Annotated in this window: 18 protein-coding genes; 6 read left to right on the top strand and 12 right to left on the bottom strand. The window is 68.5% G+C overall.

Annotation, left to right across the window (positions count from 1 at the left end):
* Positions 1–43: 43 nt before the first annotated feature.
* The gene (locus ABE85_RS00860) at positions 44–331 is read left to right on the top strand and encodes a late competence development ComFB family protein (RefSeq protein WP_067269232.1); all 288 of its coding nucleotides are present in this window, start codon (positions 44–46) and stop codon (positions 329–331) included.
* A gap of 155 nt (positions 332–486) precedes the next feature.
* Here ABE85_RS00860 and nadB read toward each other — a convergent pair whose 3' ends face one another.
* Positions 487–2,100, bottom strand: coding sequence for an L-aspartate oxidase (nadB, locus tag ABE85_RS00855; protein WP_067281550.1), 1,614 nt, complete (start codon positions 2,098–2,100; stop codon positions 487–489).
* 46 nt (positions 2,101–2,146) lie between these two features.
* The gene (locus ABE85_RS00850; RefSeq protein WP_067269230.1) at positions 2,147–3,127 is read right to left on the bottom strand and encodes a GlxA family transcriptional regulator; all 981 of its coding nucleotides are present in this window, start codon (positions 3,125–3,127) and stop codon (positions 2,147–2,149) included.
* A 149-nt stretch (positions 3,128–3,276) separates the two neighbouring features.
* Between ABE85_RS00850 and ABE85_RS00845 the strand changes: the two genes are divergently transcribed.
* The 5 genes from ABE85_RS00845 to ABE85_RS00825 all read left to right on the top strand — a co-directional run bounded on the left by ABE85_RS00845 (position 3,277) and on the right by ABE85_RS00825 (position 7,421).
* Positions 3,277–3,846, top strand: coding sequence for a GNAT family N-acetyltransferase (locus tag ABE85_RS00845; RefSeq protein ID WP_067269228.1), 570 nt, complete (start codon positions 3,277–3,279; stop codon positions 3,844–3,846).
* A 66-nt stretch (positions 3,847–3,912) separates the two neighbouring features.
* Positions 3,913–4,653 carry a TenA family transcriptional regulator gene (locus ABE85_RS00840; RefSeq protein ID WP_067269226.1) on the top strand — a complete coding sequence of 247 codons (741 nt, stop codon included), beginning with the start codon at positions 3,913–3,915 and terminating at the stop codon, positions 4,651–4,653.
* Positions 4,650–5,948, top strand: a complete 1,299-nt coding sequence (locus ABE85_RS00835; protein ID WP_067269224.1) for an MFS transporter — start codon at positions 4,650–4,652, stop codon at positions 5,946–5,948. The genes ABE85_RS00840 and ABE85_RS00835 overlap by 4 nt, the downstream gene beginning before the upstream one ends.
* 24 nt (positions 5,949–5,972) lie before the next feature.
* Complete coding sequence (locus tag ABE85_RS00830; RefSeq protein ID WP_067269223.1) at positions 5,973–7,193, top strand: aminotransferase class V-fold PLP-dependent enzyme; 1,221 nt, start codon at positions 5,973–5,975, stop codon at positions 7,191–7,193.
* 3 nt (positions 7,194–7,196) lie between these two features.
* A complete protein-coding gene (locus ABE85_RS00825) occupies positions 7,197–7,421 on the top strand; it encodes a hypothetical protein (RefSeq protein ID WP_067269221.1) in 225 nt (74 codons plus the stop codon).
* Between the two features lie 91 nt (positions 7,422–7,512).
* Here ABE85_RS00825 and ABE85_RS00820 read toward each other — a convergent pair whose 3' ends face one another.
* The 10 genes from ABE85_RS00820 to paaA all read right to left on the bottom strand — a co-directional run bounded on the left by ABE85_RS00820 (position 7,513) and on the right by paaA (position 16,474).
* Positions 7,513–7,887, bottom strand: coding sequence for a response regulator transcription factor (locus ABE85_RS00820; RefSeq protein ID WP_067269219.1), 375 nt, complete (start codon positions 7,885–7,887; stop codon positions 7,513–7,515).
* Between the two features lie 133 nt (positions 7,888–8,020).
* Complete coding sequence (locus tag ABE85_RS27240) at positions 8,021–8,188, bottom strand: hypothetical protein (RefSeq protein ID WP_157521816.1); 168 nt, start codon at positions 8,186–8,188, stop codon at positions 8,021–8,023.
* Positions 8,189–8,522: 334 nt separating this feature from the next.
* Complete coding sequence (paaZ, locus tag ABE85_RS00815; RefSeq protein ID WP_067269217.1) at positions 8,523–10,571, bottom strand: phenylacetic acid degradation bifunctional protein PaaZ; 2,049 nt, start codon at positions 10,569–10,571, stop codon at positions 8,523–8,525.
* Between the two features lie 69 nt (positions 10,572–10,640).
* Positions 10,641–11,804: an ABC transporter substrate-binding protein gene (locus ABE85_RS00810; RefSeq protein ID WP_067269215.1), complete on the bottom strand. Its 1,164-nt coding sequence runs from the start codon at positions 11,802–11,804 to the stop codon at positions 10,641–10,643.
* A gap of 108 nt (positions 11,805–11,912) precedes the next feature.
* Positions 11,913–12,575: a TetR/AcrR family transcriptional regulator gene (locus ABE85_RS00805; RefSeq protein ID WP_082938188.1), complete on the bottom strand. Its 663-nt coding sequence runs from the start codon at positions 12,573–12,575 to the stop codon at positions 11,913–11,915.
* Positions 12,576–12,596: 21 nt separating this feature from the next.
* On the bottom strand, positions 12,597–13,676 hold the full coding sequence (gene paaE, locus ABE85_RS00800) for a 1,2-phenylacetyl-CoA epoxidase subunit PaaE (protein ID WP_067269211.1): 1,080 nt from the start codon (positions 13,674–13,676) through the stop codon (positions 12,597–12,599).
* Between the two features lie 9 nt (positions 13,677–13,685).
* The gene (gene paaD / locus ABE85_RS00795; protein ID WP_082938187.1) at positions 13,686–14,276 is read right to left on the bottom strand and encodes a 1,2-phenylacetyl-CoA epoxidase subunit PaaD; all 591 of its coding nucleotides are present in this window, start codon (positions 14,274–14,276) and stop codon (positions 13,686–13,688) included.
* Between the two features lie 45 nt (positions 14,277–14,321).
* Positions 14,322–15,095, bottom strand: a complete 774-nt coding sequence (gene paaC, locus ABE85_RS00790) for a 1,2-phenylacetyl-CoA epoxidase subunit PaaC (RefSeq protein WP_067269209.1) — start codon at positions 15,093–15,095, stop codon at positions 14,322–14,324.
* A 10-nt stretch (positions 15,096–15,105) separates the two neighbouring features.
* The gene (gene paaB / locus ABE85_RS00785) at positions 15,106–15,411 is read right to left on the bottom strand and encodes a 1,2-phenylacetyl-CoA epoxidase subunit PaaB (RefSeq protein ID WP_067269206.1); all 306 of its coding nucleotides are present in this window, start codon (positions 15,409–15,411) and stop codon (positions 15,106–15,108) included.
* Between the two features lie 61 nt (positions 15,412–15,472).
* Positions 15,473–16,474: a 1,2-phenylacetyl-CoA epoxidase subunit PaaA gene (paaA, locus tag ABE85_RS00780; protein WP_067269204.1), complete on the bottom strand. Its 1,002-nt coding sequence runs from the start codon at positions 16,472–16,474 to the stop codon at positions 15,473–15,475.
* Positions 16,475–16,482 lie beyond the last annotated feature (8 nt).

Genomic DNA, 16,482 nt, shown 5'->3' with positions numbered 1-16,482 from the left:
CCTATGCTGTGGCCATTCCAGCTGCCCTTTGCAGGACCCGCTCATGGACTTCACCTCGCTCTACAACCATCACGAACGCGAAGTGTTTGCCGCGGTGATGGAGACTGCCCCGCAGTTCCCCGAGATCCATCGTGAAGCCGAACTGCTGGCCGATGTGGCCTGCGTCGCGCTGAACCGGCTGCCGCCGCGCTACATCCGTCATGCCGTCGACTACTCGTTCTACCTCACCGAGCAGGAACGCTTGGACGTCGACGCCGCGATCAAGGAAGCGGTCAGCTACGCCTACAACTTCGTGCAAGCACGCAGCGTCCTTCGCACGAAGCAGCGCTGAGCGACAACGCAGGCCTGCGCTCCGGCTCAGGCCCGCGGTCCATCAGGCTCATTGGGGCCGGAATGGGGCTTGGGGTTCGCGGACGCGAGGCCCCATGCCCCGTGGAGAGCCCGCGCCTGGCGACGGCAGTCGTCTTCGCCCTCAACGAGCCCTGATCAACGCGTATTCCCGTTGCGCACCAGCACCGTCGGCAGGCTCGCCGGCAGCGTGCGCGGGTAGTCGCGGCTGTAGTGCAGCCCGCGGCTCTCGTGCCGCAGCAGCGCTGATCGCACGATGAGTTCCGCGCAATCGACCAGGTTGCGCAGCTCCAGCAGATCGCGGCTGACGCGGAAGTTCGCGTAGTAGTCGTCGATCTCCGCGCGCAGCAGGTCGATGCGGTGAAGCGCGCGTTCCAGCCGTTTGGTCGTGCGCACGATGCCGACGTAGTTCCACATCAGCGAGCGCAGCTCATCCCAGTTGTGGGCGATGACGACCTGCTCGTCCGCGTCCTCGACCTGGCTTTCGTCCCAGGCCGGCAGCGGCGCGGGCGGGAGCACCTCCTGCGACAGGATGTCGGACGCACAGCCCTGGCCGAGCACGACGCATTCCAGCAGCGAGTTGCTCGCCAGCCGGTTGGCGCCGTGCAGGCCGGTGTGGGCGGTCTCGCCGACCGCGTAGAGGCCGGGCAGATCGGCGCGGCCCTGCAGGTCCGACACCACGCCGCCGCAGGTGAAGTGCACCGCCGGCACGACCGGGATCGGCTGGCGAGCGATGTCGATGCCCAGCGCGAGGCAACGCGCGTGGACGGTCGGGAAGTGTTCCTTCAGGAAAGCTTCGCCCAGGTGCGTGGCGTCGAGCCACACGTGGTCCAGGCCGTGCTTCTTCATCTCGAAGTCGATCGCGCGGGCGACCACGTCGCGCGGCGCGAGTTCGAGCCGCTCGTCGTGCGCGGCCATGAAGCGCGTGCCGTCCGGCAGCTTCAGGTGACCGCCCTCCCCGCGCAGCGCCTCCGTGATCAGGAAGCTGCGCTCCTGCGGGTGGTACAGGCAGGTCGGATGGAACTGGATGAACTCCATGTTGGCGATGCGGCAGCTCGCGCGCCAGGCCATGGCGATGCCGTCGCCGGTGGAGGTGTCCGGATTGGTCGTGTAGCGGTAGACCTTGCCGGCGCCGCCCGTGGCCATCACGACCGCGCGCGCCGCGATCGCATCGACGCGCTGGGCGTCCATGTCCAGCGCGTAGATGCCGTAGCAGCGTGACGGCTCCTCGCGCTGCACATGGCGCGAGGTGATCAGGTCCAGCGCCATCCAGCGCTGACGCAGCTCGATGTTGGGATGCGCCTGCGCCTTGGCCAGCAGCGCATCGTGGATGGCCTTGCCGGTGGCGTCCGCGGCGTGGGCGATGCGGCGCACCGCGTGGCCGCCCTCGCGCGTCAGGTGCAGGCCGAGCGGCCCCTGTTCGTCAAGCGTGAACGGCACGCCCTGCGCCACCAGCCAGCCGACGGCGTCGGCGCTGCGTTCGGCGATGTAGCGCGCGGTGGCTTCGTCGACGAGGCCGGCGCCGGCCTCCTGCGTGTCGCGCACATGGCTCTCGATGCTGTCGTCCGAGCCCAGCACCCCGACGATCCCGCCCTGCGCCCAGGCGGTGGCGGCCTCGTTGAGCTCCCGCTTGGCCAGCACGATCACCGGCACACGGTCGGCGAGGTGAAGCGCCACGGTCAATCCGGCCAGGCCGGCACCCACGATCACCACCGGCGCCAGCGCGGCGTCGGTCCGAACAGCTGCTGTCATCGTCATCGCCCGGTCATCGGGGCGTCATCGCTTGGGAGTGGGGATTCTAAGCATCGGGCTGCAGGGCGCCGCCGCCGCGCCGCAGCAGCGAGGGCGGCAGGCGCTCGTGCTTGTTCCAGTTGGCGCGGAAAGCCTGCACGCTGCCATAGCCGCAGGACGCGGCGATGTTCTCCAGCGACAGCCGGGAACTGGTCATCAGCCGGCGCGCCAGGTCCATGCGCAGGGCGATCTGGTACTGCTTGATGGTCACGCCGGTCTCGGCGAGGAACAGTCGGGCCAGGTGGCGCTCGCTCAGGCCGGCCTGCGCGGCCAGCTCGTCGATCGTCACGCCGGCATGCAGGCGCGAGGCGATCACGTCCTGGATGGCATGGATGCGCTGGTTGCCGTGCGCGCGATGGCGCGTCGCCGCGGACAGCTCCGGGTCGGCGCCGAAGCGGCGGAAGTTCACCACGTTCTCGCGCGCGACCTGGATGGCGACGTCTTCGCCGAACGCCTGCGACACCAGATGCAGCGCGAGGTCGATGCCCGAGGTGACCCCGGCGGACGTGAGCAGATCGCCGTCCTCGACGAACACGCGGTTCTCCAGCACCGTCGCCGTCGGGCTGGCCGTGCGCAGCCGCGCGATGAAGCGGTGATGGGTGGTGCACAGCCGACCCTCGAGCAGACCGGCCTCGGCCAGCAGGAAGGTGCCGGAGCAGACGCCGCAGATCCGCAGCCCGTCGGGCCGTTCGCGTCCCAGCCGCGCCAGCCAGTCGACCGATTTCCGCCAGGCCGTCGAGCGCATGAGCGCCGGCGTCAGCTTGCTGCCGATCACGAACAGCACCGCGTCCGGCGGCAACGCGCGCGGCAGCGGGCGGATGTCGGTCAGCGTCAGCGGCTGGAAGGCGCCGACCGAGACCTCCGGCCCGATGCAGCGCACGTCGACGGTCGCGGCGCCCACCTCGCCGACCGAGTGGATGACCTGCAGCGGTCCGGCCAGATCCAGCAGGTGCGTCGACGGGACCATCAGGAAGTAGACGTTCTTCATCACGGGTTCTTCATCGCCGGTCGGTTCCTCAGGATTTCTCCTCCCCAATGATGTCTGATTTCTTGTCCTTCTGAGCGCGTTTGTTGCTGTGCAGCAAGCAGACCCCTGGTTAATCTGATTCGAACAACAGGTGCCCAGGGAGGAGGAGCATGCACTCAACGAATGCAAGTGTTGCCAGTCACGACTGGCCCGATCAGATCGACGACCGCGTCGCCGCGGAACTGATCGGATTGATCAACAGCACGGTCTCCGACGGCGGCACGCTGGGCTACGAGCAAGTCCTGACCCCGCATCAGGAAGTCCAGTTTATTGCTGGCCTGCGGGTGGGCATCGCCTCGGGCCGGACCCACCTGCTGCTGGGCCGCGTCGACGGCCGGCCGGCCTTCATGGCGCTGCTGCATCTCAACGGCATGGCGAACTGCCGCCACCGCGCCGAACTGGCCAAGGGCGTCGTCCATCCCGACTTCCGCGGCCTGCATCTGGTGCCGCTCGCCTTCCGCGAGATCGCGCGGCTGGCCGAACGGCTGGATGTCGAGCAGCTGGTGCTGGACGTGCGCGAGAACACCCGCGCCCATCGCCTCTGGCAGTTCTTCGGCTTCGAGACCTATGGCGTGCTGGAGGACTACGCGCGCGTTGGCGGCGAAGTCCATCGCGGCCACTTCATGGCGCAGGCGGTGCGCTCGCTGCGCCGGCGCGTCGACGCCTCGCCGGCGCATTGACGCCCTGCTCACAGTCCCGCCGCTCATAGACCCACACCGCCCATTGACTCTGGAGAGGAGCTCCCCATGCCGCAAACCAAGGCCGCCTTCAAGGAACAACTGCGATCGCTGCTGAACAGCCATCTGACGATGTCGCATCCCATCTTCGACCGCCTGATGGACCCGCAGGCGAAGGACATCGTGCTGCTGCTCCAGGTCGCGCTGCAGGGCTATCAGCTGACGAAGCACTTCCTGGGCTACGTCGAGCACCTGTTCTTCCACTGCCCGTTGCCGGCGTTCAAGCGCGGCCTGCTGATCAACGTGTACGAGGAGGAGACCGGCCGGCTCTCGAAGACCGACAACCACGTCGTGCTGATGCAGCGCTTCATCCGCGCGCTGGGCATCAGCGACGAGGAACGCGACGCCGCGCTGCCGCTGCCCGCCACGCAGGACCTGATCGACTACCGGCTGCATGCGGTGCGCGGCCGCGGCAGCTATCACATCGGCGCCGCCGCCGTGATGATCGCCAGCGAGGGCCAGAACCTGGAGGTCAAGGCCGGCGAGGCCCGCCACGAGCTGCTGGGCAAGGTCTACGGCTTGAAGGAGGAGGACCTGCTGTTCTTCTCCGTCCACCAGGCCGAGGACGTCGGCCATGTCGAGCAGGGATTGAACCTCGTGGCCGAACTGTGCGACACCGACCGGCTGCAGCAGGAGGCCCAGCACGCGGTCGACCACACCTGCCGGCTGTTCTACGCCATGTACGACGGCATGTACCGCGAGTTCTGCCGTCCGCTGGTGCGCCGCAACGCCCCGGGAGTGGTCGCATGAAGCCGGCCGCGTCCTCCCCGTCGTCGAGGCACCTGGTCTACGGCCTGGTGGCCGTGGGCTTCCTGGTGATGTTCGTCTCCACCAGCGTCAAGAGCGTCTACCAGGTCTACTTCGCCGACCTGGCGACCCACTTCGGCCGCGGGCGTTCCGACTTCGCCTGGTCGGGCTCGGTGTTCATGCTGGTCACCGGCCTGGTGTCGCCGCTGGTGGGGTCGCTGAGCGACCGCCTCGGCCCGCTGCGCACCGTCGTGATCGGCTGTCTGGCCGCGGGTGCCGCGCTCGCGGGCACCAGCCTGTTCGACGGGTCGCTGCCGGTCTTCGTCCTCGGCTACGGCCTGCTCGCGGCCTTCGGCCTGGCGGCCATGACCTACGTGCCCATGGGCGTGCTGGTCGACCGGCTCTTCGAGCAGAAGAAGTCCGGGCTGGCCTTCGCGGTGGTCACCAACGGCACGTCGATCAGCTTCATCGTGCTGTCGCCGTTCTGGCTGTGGCTGGCGCCGAAGGCGTCGTGGGAAACCACCTTCCTGATGGTCGGCGTCTTCCTCGCGTTGCCCCTGGCCGGTCTGGCGTGGTTCGCCGCGGCGAAGTCGAAAGCGGCCGGCCTGGATGCCGCCAGTGCCGCGCCCGACGCGGAGACAGCGACAGGGACGGCGACCGGGACGAAGGCCGCCCCGCCCCGCGCCTGGTCCGTGCTGCGTCGCGACAGCGGCTTCTACGCGCTGGCGATCGGCTTCATGGGCTGCGGCGCCAGCATGGCCTTCATCGACGTGCACCTCGTCGCGTTCTGGCAGGACCACTCGACACCGCGCGGTCTCATGGGCGTGAGCCTGAGCCTGCTCGGCGTGCTGGAGCTGATCAGCGGACTGCTGACCGGCTGGCTGGCGATCCGGCTGCCCAAGCGTGCCCTGCTCGGCGTGTTCTACCTCCTGAGGTCCTGCGCGGTGCTGCTGCTGCTCGGCGCGTCGGAAGACCTGCGCACGCTGGGCTTCGCCGTCGTGTTCGGCGCGACCTATCTGGGCACGGTGGTGCTGACCTCGATGTTCTGCATGGCCCGGTACGGCGCGGCGATCAAGGGCCGGGCCTTCGGCTACCTGTTCCTGGCGCATCAGCTCGGCGCCTTCGCGTCCGTGCAGCTCGGCGCGCTCAGCCACGACCTGTGGGGCAGCTACCAGCCCTACATCGTCGGACTGGCGACGCTGACGGCGCTCGGCGGGCTGACGAGCTGGCTGTTCCTGCGCGACCCGCGCATCGAGCCGGAGCCGCACCCCGGCTTGCAGCCCCGTCCCTCCGCCTGACCTCCCCTCGTGAGAAAGCTTCCCGTGGATCACCAACCTTTCACCACCGCCGTCCGCACCGCCCAGTTCCACGATCTGAGCGACGCGCACTGCGAGCCGATCGCGATGACCTCCGCCTATGTCTTCGCCTCGGCGGCGGACGCGGCGCGCAAGTTCAGCGGCACCGCATCGGGCAACGTGTACTCGCGCTTCTCCAATCCGACGGTGCAGGCGCTCGAGCGCCGCATCGCCGCGATGGAGCGCGCGGAGGCGGCGGTCGCGTTCGCGTCCGGCATGGCGGCGATCGTCGCCATGGCGCAGGCCTGGGTGGTCAGCGGCAGCAACATCGTCTGTTCTCGCGACGTCTTCGGCACGACGCTCACAGCCTTCCGCCACTACTTCGGCAAGCTGGGCATCGACGTGCGCGTCGTCGACCTGACCGACCTGGCGCAATGGGACACCGCGATCGACGATCGCACCGCGTTCGCGTTCATGGAGACCCCGTCCAATCCGCTTCAGAACGTGGGCGACATCGAGGCCGTCGCGCTGCTGGCCCATGCGCGCGGCGCGCTGCTGGCGGTGGACAACTCGCTGCTCACGCCGTATCAGCAGAACCCCTTGCGACTGGGCGCGGACGTCGTCATCCATTCCGCCGGCAAGTACATGGACGGCCATGGTCGCGTGGTGGCGGGCGTCGCGGTCGGCGCGGAGCGGCTGATGGCCGACCTGCGCGGCGTGCTGCGCGTGACGGGCGCCGCGTTGGGCGCGATGGACGCCTGGCTGCTGCTCAAGAGCCTGGAGACGCTGCACCTGCGGATGACGGCGATCTCCGCCAACGCGATGCAGCTGGCGCGCTGGCTGAAGGCGTCCCCCAAGGTCGCGGCCGTCATCTACACCGGACTGGCGACACATCCGCAGCATGCGCTGGCGGTGTCGCAGCAGTCGGGCTATGGCGGCGTCGTGGGCCTGCGCGTCCCGGGCGGACGCCTGGGCGCGTGGTCGGTGGTGGATGGACTGCGGCTGATCTCCATCGCGACCAGCATCGGCGACACGCGCAGCATGATCACCCACCCCGCCTCGACCACGCACGGCAGGCTGTCGGCGGCGGAGCGCCGGCAGTCCGGCATCGGCGAGGACCTGCTGCGGCTGTCGGTCGGCCTGGAGAACGTCTCCGACCTGATGGAGGACCTGGACCTCGCGATGGCCGGGCTACCCGATCACGAGCCGGTCGGCGATCTGCTGCAAGACATCGCGGCGATGGGGTGAAGGGTGAGCACGGACACCGCCCTGCACGCCCTGCTGACCGCGCTCTTCATGCTCGGCGTCGGCGCGCCTTTCCTGATCTCGGCGTGCCGCCCGCAGCCGCGCCCGGCGCGGGCCCTGCGCGTGGGACTGGGCGTGCTGGTAATGGCGGCGTCGCTGGCGTCGGACCCGCTGTCCGTCGCGCTGCTGCACGTCGACGGCGTGATGGCCATGGCGGGCTGCGGCTCCTGAGCGTCGCGTTCAACGCGTTCACCGTATTGACCGCACTCGACGCGTTCGACGCGTTCAACGCGCTCGCCGAGGCGATCGCCTCAGCCGCTTGCTAGAACAGCGGCTTCTCGCCCGCCAGCACGCGCAGATGGTCGAGCAGCTGCAGCTGCTCATGCGCCTTGTCGTAGAAGCCGTCCGCGCCATGCTTCTCGCACAGCGTGCGGTAGAAGTCGGGGTCGCGGCTGCTGAGCACCAGCAGCTTGCCGGCATACCCGCTCTCGCGCGCGCGCCGCAGCACATGCATGCCGGAACCGACCTGCAGGTTCAGGTCGAGCAGCACCACGTCGGGCTTGAGCACGGAGATCGCCTGCACGGCGTCTTCCTCGCTGTCGGCATAGCCCACCACCTGCACGAACGCCAGCCCCTCGAACAATCGCAGGAACTGCTCGCGGACAAACTCCGAATCCTCGACGAGCAAGACGCGCATGCCCTTCCCTTCCTCTCACTGAATCGTCCGTCGCATTCTGGCGCGACGCCGAATCACGCGCAGGCGTCAGGGGTGTCGACTTCGCAACGGAGCGTAAATCCAGGGCCTCTGGCGTGCGCGCTCCGCGCGGGGTTCAGACCACCGCGGCGATCGCCGTGCACACGCCGCCGAGGCCGGCAGCCGACGCGAGGAAGGTGACGTCGCGCCGTTCGCTGCCGCCCTTCCAGGCCATCAGCGCAACGATGGCCAGGGTCGCGGTGAACAGCAGGCCGGCGATGACAGGAGTAGTGAGGATGTCCACGGTCGTTCGGAAGTTGGATGAAGGGTGAGCGGAAGGGAAGGCCGCAGTGTGGGCGGCCCGCGCACTCTTCTCAAGGTCGAACTTCCTTGCCGGCGATTCGGCTTTGCCGATAGAGGAACGCCGCATGACTGCCTGGACCCCGCGCGCTGCGCGCGCCCCTCACCCCTACCCTCTCCCGCAAGCGGGAGAGGGAGAAAGAGGAGCAGGCGCTGCGAGCAGAGCCGGTCGGACTCCCTCTCCCGCTTGCGGGAGAGGGCGGGGGTGAGGGCCAGCGGCGGTGGCAGTGCTGAAGCCCGCCAGCGGCAGAAGGCGACGGTGTTTGCAGACCTCGGTCTCAGCCCTTCTTCGCCACCAGCGTCAGGATGTCGTAGCTCGCCACGAGCTCGCCGCGCTGGTTGGTGACCTGCACGTCCCACGCGACGACGCCCTGCGGCGGCTGGTCCGGACGATTGCCGCGGTCGATGCGGCGCTTGCAGGTCAGCCGCGCCTGGATCGTGTCGCCGATGGCCACGGGGTTCACGAAGCGCAAGGTGTCCAGCCCGTAGTTGGCAAGGACTGGCCCCGGCGCCGGCGACACGAACAGGCCCGCCGCCGCCGACAGCACGAAGTAGCCGTGCGCGATGCGCTGGCCGAATTGCGTGTCCTTGGCCGCGACTTCGTCGAAGTGCATGTAGAAGTAGTCGCCGCTGATGCCGCCGAAGTTGACGATGTCCGCCTCGGACACCGTGCGGCGATGCGTGAGCAGCGAATCGCCGATCTGGATCTCTTCGAAATGCTTGCGGAAAGGATGGATCGCGTCCTCGGTGACCTTGCCGCCGCGCACGTACTCGCCGGTGATGGCCGTGAGCATCGTCGGCGAGGCCTGCACCGCGCAGCGCTGCAGGTAGTGCTTCACCGCGCGGATGCCGCCGAGCTCTTCACCGCCGCCCGCGCGGCCGGGGCCGCCATGCTTGAGCATCGGCAGCGGGGAGCCGTGGCCGGTCGATTCACCCGCCGCGTCGCGGTCCAGCACCAGCAGCCGGCCGTGGAAGGCGGCCGCGTGATAGACGGCCTGCGCAGCCAGCGCCGGCGTCTTCGTGACCACCGACCCCACCAGGCTGCCGCGACCCTTGGCGGCGAGCGCCAGCGCTTCGTCGAAATCGCCGTAGCTCATCAGCGTCGACACCGGCCCGAAGGCCTCGACGTTGTGGACCGCCTCGTTGTTCATCGCGTCGCGGCACAGCAGCAGCGTCGGCGCAAAGAAGGCGCCGTCGCCGACGCCCTCGCCCACCGGCGCGAAGCCGTCGCGCTCGCCGAAGACGATCTCGTTGCCCTTCGCGAGCTGTGCCAGGCGCTCGGCCACGTCGGCCTGCTGCGCCTTGGACGCCAGCGCGCCCATGCGCACGCCCTCGACGGAGGGATCGCCGATCTTGATCTTCGCGAGCCGCTCGCGCAGTGCCGCGGCGACCGCGTCGATCTGCGCCGCCGGCACGATCGCGCGACGGATGGCCGTGCACTTCTGGCCGGCCTTGGCGCTCATCTCCCGCATCACTTCCTTGACGAAGAGATCGAATTCCGGATCGCCAGGCACCACGTCCGGCGCCAGGATCGAGCAATTGAGACTGTCCGCCTCGGCGTTGAACGGCACCGAGCGGCGGATCAGGTTCGGATTGACGCGCAGCTGCGCCGCCGTGTCCGCCGAGCCGGTGAAGGTGACGACGTCCGTCTCCTCCAGCCGGTCCAGCAGATCGCCGGAACTGCCGATGACCAGCTGCAACGCGCCGGCCGGCAGCAGGCCGGACCGCTCGATCAGGCGCACGCAGGCTTCGGCGACGTAGCTGGTCGCGGTGGCCGGCTTGACGATGCAGGGCATGCCGGCGAGGAAGCTGGGCGCGAACTTCTCCAGCATCCCCCACATCGGGAAGTTGAAGGCGTTGATGTGCACGGCGACGCCGCGCTTGGGCACCAGCACGTGGGTGCCCATGAACTGGCCGAGCTTGCCCAGCGCCTGCGCCGGGCCTTCATGGACGATGTTGCTCGACGGCAGCTCGCGGCGGCCCATCGATGCATAGGCGAAGAGCGTGCCGAAGCCGCCTTCGATGTCGATCCACGAATCCGGACGCGTCGCGCCGGTGTGCGCGGAGATCGCGTAGAGCGATTCTTTGTGTTCCTGCAGGTAGGTCGCGAGCGCCTTCAGGATTGCCGCGCGCTGCTGGAAGTCGAGCGCGAGCAGCGCGGGCAAGGTCTTCGTGCGCGCGAAAAGCAGGCTCTCGCCGAAGTCGATCTCTTCGGCATGGGTCTGCGTCACCAACCGTCCGTTGACGGCGCTGTGCAGGCCGCGCGCGGCGGTGGAGCCGATCCAGCGACCGGCGATCAGGCTTTGGAGGACGGGGGTAGCGCTCATGGCAACTCTTTCGAACGTCAGAAACGAACGAGGGCGGGACGTTGTGCGTCCCGCCCTCAGGTCAAAGGCTTACGGTTGATATTTCCAGGTGCCGTTTTCAATCTTCACCATCACGCGGGCGCGCTGGTCGAGACCCAGATGGTCGTTCGGCGACATGGTGAAGACACCATGCGCGGCCGGCAGCTCCTTCACGCCTTCGAGCGCATCGCGCAGCGCCGCGCGGAACTGCGGCGTGCCCGGCTGTGCCTTCTTGATGGCCTCGGGAATCGCCGCCTGCAGCAGCAGGCCCGCGTCCCACGCGTGGCCGCCGAAGGTCGAGACGCTGCCCTTGCCGTACGCGCCCTCATAGGTCGTCACGTAGGCCTTGGCGCTCTTCTTGGCCGGATGGTCCGCGGGCAGCTGGTCGACGACCAGCACCGGGCCCGACGGCAGGAAGGTGCCCTCGACGTCCTTGCCGCCGACGCGCAGGAAGTCGTTGTTGGCCACGCCGTGGGTCTGGTAGTACTTGCCCTGGTAGCCGCGCTCCTTGAGCGTCTTCTGCGGCAGCGCCGCCGGCGTGCCGCTGCCGCCGACCAGCACCGCGTCGGGCTTGGCCGCCATGATCTTGAGCACCTGGCCGGTCACCGAGGTGTCGGTGCGGTTGTAGCGCTCGTTGGCGACGATGCTCAAGCCCTTGCTGGCGGCGACCTTGTTGAACTCGCCGTACCAGCCTTCGCCGTAGGCATCGGCGAAGCCGACGTAGGCCACCGTCTTTACGCCCTGCGCCTGCATGTGGCCGGCGATGGCCAGCGCCATCATGATGTCGTTCTGCGGCGTCTTGAAGACCCACTTCTTCTTCGCGTCCATCGGCTCGACGATGCGGGCCGAGGCCGCCATCGAGATCATCGGCACCTGCGCCTCCGACACCGCGTCGATCATCGCCAGCGAGTTCGGCGTGACCGTGGAACCGACGATCACGTCGACCTTGTGCTCGGTGATCAGCTTGCGGGTGTTGGCGACCGCCGTCGTGGTGTCCGACGCGTCGTCCAGGATGATGTAGTTGACCTTCTGTCCGGCGATGGTCTTGGGCATCAGGGAGAAGGTGTTCTTCTCCGGGATGCCCAGCGACGCGGCCGGGCCCGTGGCCGAGACGGTCACGCCGACGTTGATGTCCGCCCAGGCGCTGCCGCCCGCGCCCATCAGCGCGGCACCCGTCATGGCCATGGCCAGCAGGGTCTTCTCGATGCGTTTCATGTTGTCTCCTTCGGAATGTGTTTTTCAGGAACGCAAGGTCAATGAGGTACTGCTACTGCGATGACTGCAGGGATTGCATGTCGGGAGCGATGGTCCTCCGCCAAGCCTTCATGAGACTTGCGGCGCCGCCGGGTCGAGTTCGCTGCGCTGGTGGCGCGTCGAGGGATCGGTGAGCTCGGTCCGGACCGCGCCCAGCCCGCCGAAGAACAGGTCCGCCACCATGGGCGCGACCGCCTCGTAGGTCAGCGCGCCGTCGGGCCGAAGCCAGGTGAAGGTCCAGTTGATCATGCCGAAGAGCAGCATGGTCAGCGGCTTGTGCAGATGGGCGCCGCGCAGCTCCGGCCGGACCGCGGCCACCGCGTCGGCGAAGCGGCCCACGACCTGGCGCTCGACCGTCACCATGCGCTCGCGGTGCTCCTCGTCGAGGAACTTCAGGTCCTCGGTCAGCACGCGGTGCTCGTTCTGCGCCTCGCCGTAGGCCTGCACGAAGCGGTGGATCAGCCCGCGCAGGTGCTCCGGCGGCGGCAGCTGCTGCGCGCTCACCTCGTCGACCAGATCGACCAGGTGCTGCAGGTGGTTCTGGCAGATCTGCGCCAGCAGCTCATGCTTGTCGCGGACGTAGTGGTACAGCGTGGGCTTGCTGACCGAGCAGGCTTCGGCGACCTGGTTCATCGAGGTCGCGGGGTAGCCCTGGTTGGCGAAAAGTCGGGCAGCCTGCGCGAGGATCTCCTCGCGGGTGGCATCAAATCCTGGAGCTCGACCTCGGGCCATGAAATGTCTTTTCCTTGTGAATCAGCGTTCGTCGAACGAGATCACGACGCGCGGGGTCAGGGCATGCGCCTGACAGCTGAGGATGAATCCGGCCGCCACTTCGTGCTTCTCAAGGGCGAAATTCTTATCCATCCGGACCTCGCCCTCGATCAACTTGCAACGGCAGGTGGAACACACGCCGGATTTGCAGGAGAACGGGACGTCCATGCCGGCCCGCGCCGCGGCGTCGAGCAGGCTGGGATCGCTCTTGCGGAACTCGATCTCGCGCGAGACGCCGTCGCGGATCACGACGACCTTGGCGGCCTCCGCGTCCTCCTCGTGGACCTCGTGCGGCGCCGGACGGCCGGTCTGCATCTCCGGCGTGCCGAAGCGCTCGATGTGGATGCGTTCCTCGGGGACGCCGGCGGCGCGCAGCGCGGCCTCGGCCTGCTCGTTCATCTCGAACGGGCCGCAGACGAAAACCTGGTCGATGCCGGCCGCCGGCACGGGGCCGCTCAGGAAGTCGCTGAGCTTGGCCTGGTCCAGCCGCCCCGCCATCAACGGCGAATCGACATGCTCGCGCGAGAACACGTGATGCAGCGTCAGCCGCGTCATGTAGCGGTTCTTCAGGTCCTCGAGCTCTTCCTTGAACATCGTCGACGCCGGCCGGCGGTTGCCGTAGATCAGCGTGAAGCGGCTCATCGGCTCGCGGGCGAGCACGCTCTTCATGATCGACAGGATGGGCGTGATGCCCGATCCGGCCGCGATGCCCACGAAATGACGGCCCGTCGCGGGCTCCAGCGGGACATGGAAGCGGCCCTGCGGCGGGAAGACCTGCACCTCGTCGCCGGCCTTCAGGTGCCGGTGCACCCAGGTGGAGAAGGCGCCGCCGTCGACCTGGCGCACGCCGACGCGCAGTTCACCATCGTCGACGCCGGCGCAGATGGAATAGGACCGGCGCAGGTCCTGGCCGTCGACGTCGCCGCGCAGCGTCAGGTACTGGCCTTGCGTGAAGCGGAAGGTCTCGCGCAGCGCCTCGGGCACGTCGAAGCACAGCACGACGGCGTCGTCGGTGTCCTGATGCTTGGCGCGCAGGCGCAGCGGGTGGAAATGCAGGCTCATGGCGATGGCTCAGATCGGCTTGAAATGTTCAAAAGGCTCGCGGCAGGCGATGCAGCGGTACAGCGACTTGCACGCGGTCGAGCCGAAGGCCGACAGCTGCTCGGTGTGCGTGCTGCCGCAGCGCGGGCAGGCGATGGCCTCGCGGCGGCGGACGATGCGGATGGGCACGCCCTGCCCCATGTCGACGGGGCCCGGCGGCGCGATGCCGTACTGGCGGAGCTTCTCGCGGCCTTCGTCGGTGATCCAGTCGGTCGTCCACGCCGGCGCGCGGCGCATCGTCACGGTCACGGTGCCGAAGCGCGACAGCGCGTCGCGCACGCTCTGCTCGATGGCCTCGGTGGCAGGGCAGCCGGAGTAGGTCGGCGTCAGCACGACCTCGACGCCATCGGCGGTCTCGACCAGGTCGCGCACGATGCCGAGCTCCACCAGCGACACCGCCGGCACCTCGGGATCGAGCACCTGCGACAGCACCTCCCAGGCGGCGGACAGGCGTCCGCAGCCGAGGTCGGTCGCGCCGACGTCGGACGACGACGGACGCGGTCCGACCGGCGTCAATGACGACAGCCAGTCGAGATGCGAAGGCATCGGGGCGGCGTTCATGGCGTGTTCATGCATGTTTGCAGCGGGCGCGCGGCGCTCTCGCGCTCACCACACCCCGCCGGGGTAGCTGCGCTGCAGCGATTGCATCGTCGCCAGCATGTGGCCCATGTGTTCGCTGTGGACGCCGCGCACGCCGGTGTAGACATGCGGCGTGTCCTTCGGACGCGCGAGTTGCGCCTCGGCCAGGACCTCGTCCATCGCCGCATCCCAGTCGGGCTTGAGTGACGACCAGGCCGGGCCCAGGCCGCTGGTTTCGGCGGCGGCGTCGATCTCGTCCGACGCGAACAGCTCGTTGACGTAAGGCCACAGCTGCGCGAGCGCGGCCTTCATCCGCTGCGCCGATTCCTCCGTGCCGTCGCCCAGGCGCACCACCCACTCGGCCGCATGCTGCTGGTGATAGCGGACTTCCTTCACCGCCTTGGCGGCGATGGCGGCGACCTCGGCGTCGCTGGACGCCTGCAGCCGCGTCCACATCGGCATCAGCCAGCAGGCGGCGATCAGGTTGCGGGCCTGCGTGAAAGCGAAGTCGCCGCGCGGCAGCTCCATCATCACGGGGTTCAGGTAGTGGCGTTCCTCGCGCAGGTAGGCGAGCTGGTCCTCGTCGAGCGGCTGCTCGTTGAGCTGGCCGGCGCGCGTCAGCAGCGCGCGCGACTGGCCCAGCAGGTCCAGCGCGATGTTGCCCAGCGCGAGTTCCTCTTCCAGGATGGGCGCGTGGCCGATCCATTCGGAGATGCGGTGCGACAGCACCAGGCAGGCGTCGCCGATGCGCAACAGGTACTGGACGTCGGCTCGCTGGCCGGGTTGGACGGAAGCGTTCATCGTCCGGTCCTCACATGTGGTCGAGCGACTCGGGCAGGTCGTAGAAGGTCGGGTGGCGGTACACCTTGTCCTCCATCGGGTCGAAGTACATGGCCTTCTCTCCCGGGTCCGACGCGACGATCGCCGACGACGGCACGACCCAGATGCTCACGCCTTCCTGGCGGCGGGTGTAGACGTCGCGCGCCATCTGCAGCGCCATCTTCGAGTCGGGCGCGTGCAGGCTGCCGCAGTGCTTGTGGTCCAGGCCCGCCTTGTTGCGGACGAAGACTTCCCACAGGGGCCATTCGTTGGCGCCGGTCGTTTGGTTGATGCTCATGATTCGAGTGCTCTGAACTGTTCGTGGCGGAGGCGGCGATCGCGATCGGTGATCGTCGGGATCAAGCCGCCTTGGCTTCGGTGGCGCGCTTCTTCGCGTGGGCGAGCGCAGCGTCGCGGACCCAGGCGCCGTCGTCCCAGGCCTTGACGCGGGTGCCCAGGCGCTCGGTGTTGCAGGGACCGTTGCCGCCGACGACGCGCCAGAACTCGGCCCAGTCGATCGCGCCGAAGTCGTGGTGGTCGCGCTCGGCGTTCCACTTCAGGTCGGGATCGGGCAGCGTGATGCCGAGCAGCTCGGCCTGCGGCACGGTCGCGTCGACGAACTTCTGACGCAGCTCATCGTTGGTCAGGCGCTTGATGCCCCAGCGCATCGACTGCTCGGAGTTCGGCGAATCCTTGTCCGCCGGTCCGAACATCATCAGCGACGGCCACCACCAGCGGTTCACCGCGTCCTGGACCATCGCCTTCTGCGCGTCGGTGCCCTCGCGCATCATCACCAGCAGGCTCTCGTAGCCCTGGCGCTGATGGAAGGACTCCTCGCGGCAGATGCGGATCATCGCGCGGGCGTACGGGCCGTAGGAGCAGCGGCACAGCGGCACCTGGTTCATGATCGCCGCGCCGTCCACCAGCCAGCCGACCACGCCGATGTCGGCCCAGGTCAGCGTGGGGTAGTTGAAGATCGAGCTGTACTTGGCCTTGCCGGTGTGCAGCGCGTCCAGCATCTGGTCGCGGCTGGTGCCCAGCGTCTCGGCGGCGGAGTACAGGTAGAGCCCGTGGCCGCCCTCGTCCTGCACCTTGGCCAGCAGGATCGCCTTGCGCTTGAGCGTCGGGGCGCGCGTGATCCAGTTGCCTTCCGGCAGCATGCCGACGATCTCCGAGTGCGCGTGCTGGCTGATCTGCCGCACCAGCGTCTTGCGGTAGTGCTCCGGCATCCAGTCCTTGGCCTCGATGAAATCGCCCGCATCGATGCGGGCCTCGAAGGCCTCGTTGCGCTGCTGCTCTTCGGCGGTCTGCAGCTTGGTCGCCTGGTCCTGCGGACCGACGCTCATGGCTTGCGTGTACATGGATGCGC

The sequence above is a fragment of the Mitsuaria sp. 7 genome (genome assembly GCF_001653795.1).
In the GTDB taxonomy this organism is placed as follows: domain Bacteria; phylum Pseudomonadota; class Gammaproteobacteria; order Burkholderiales; family Burkholderiaceae_C; genus Roseateles.
Note: the sequence above shows the minus strand (reverse complement) of the source record. Positions and strands in the feature narration are given on the sequence as shown.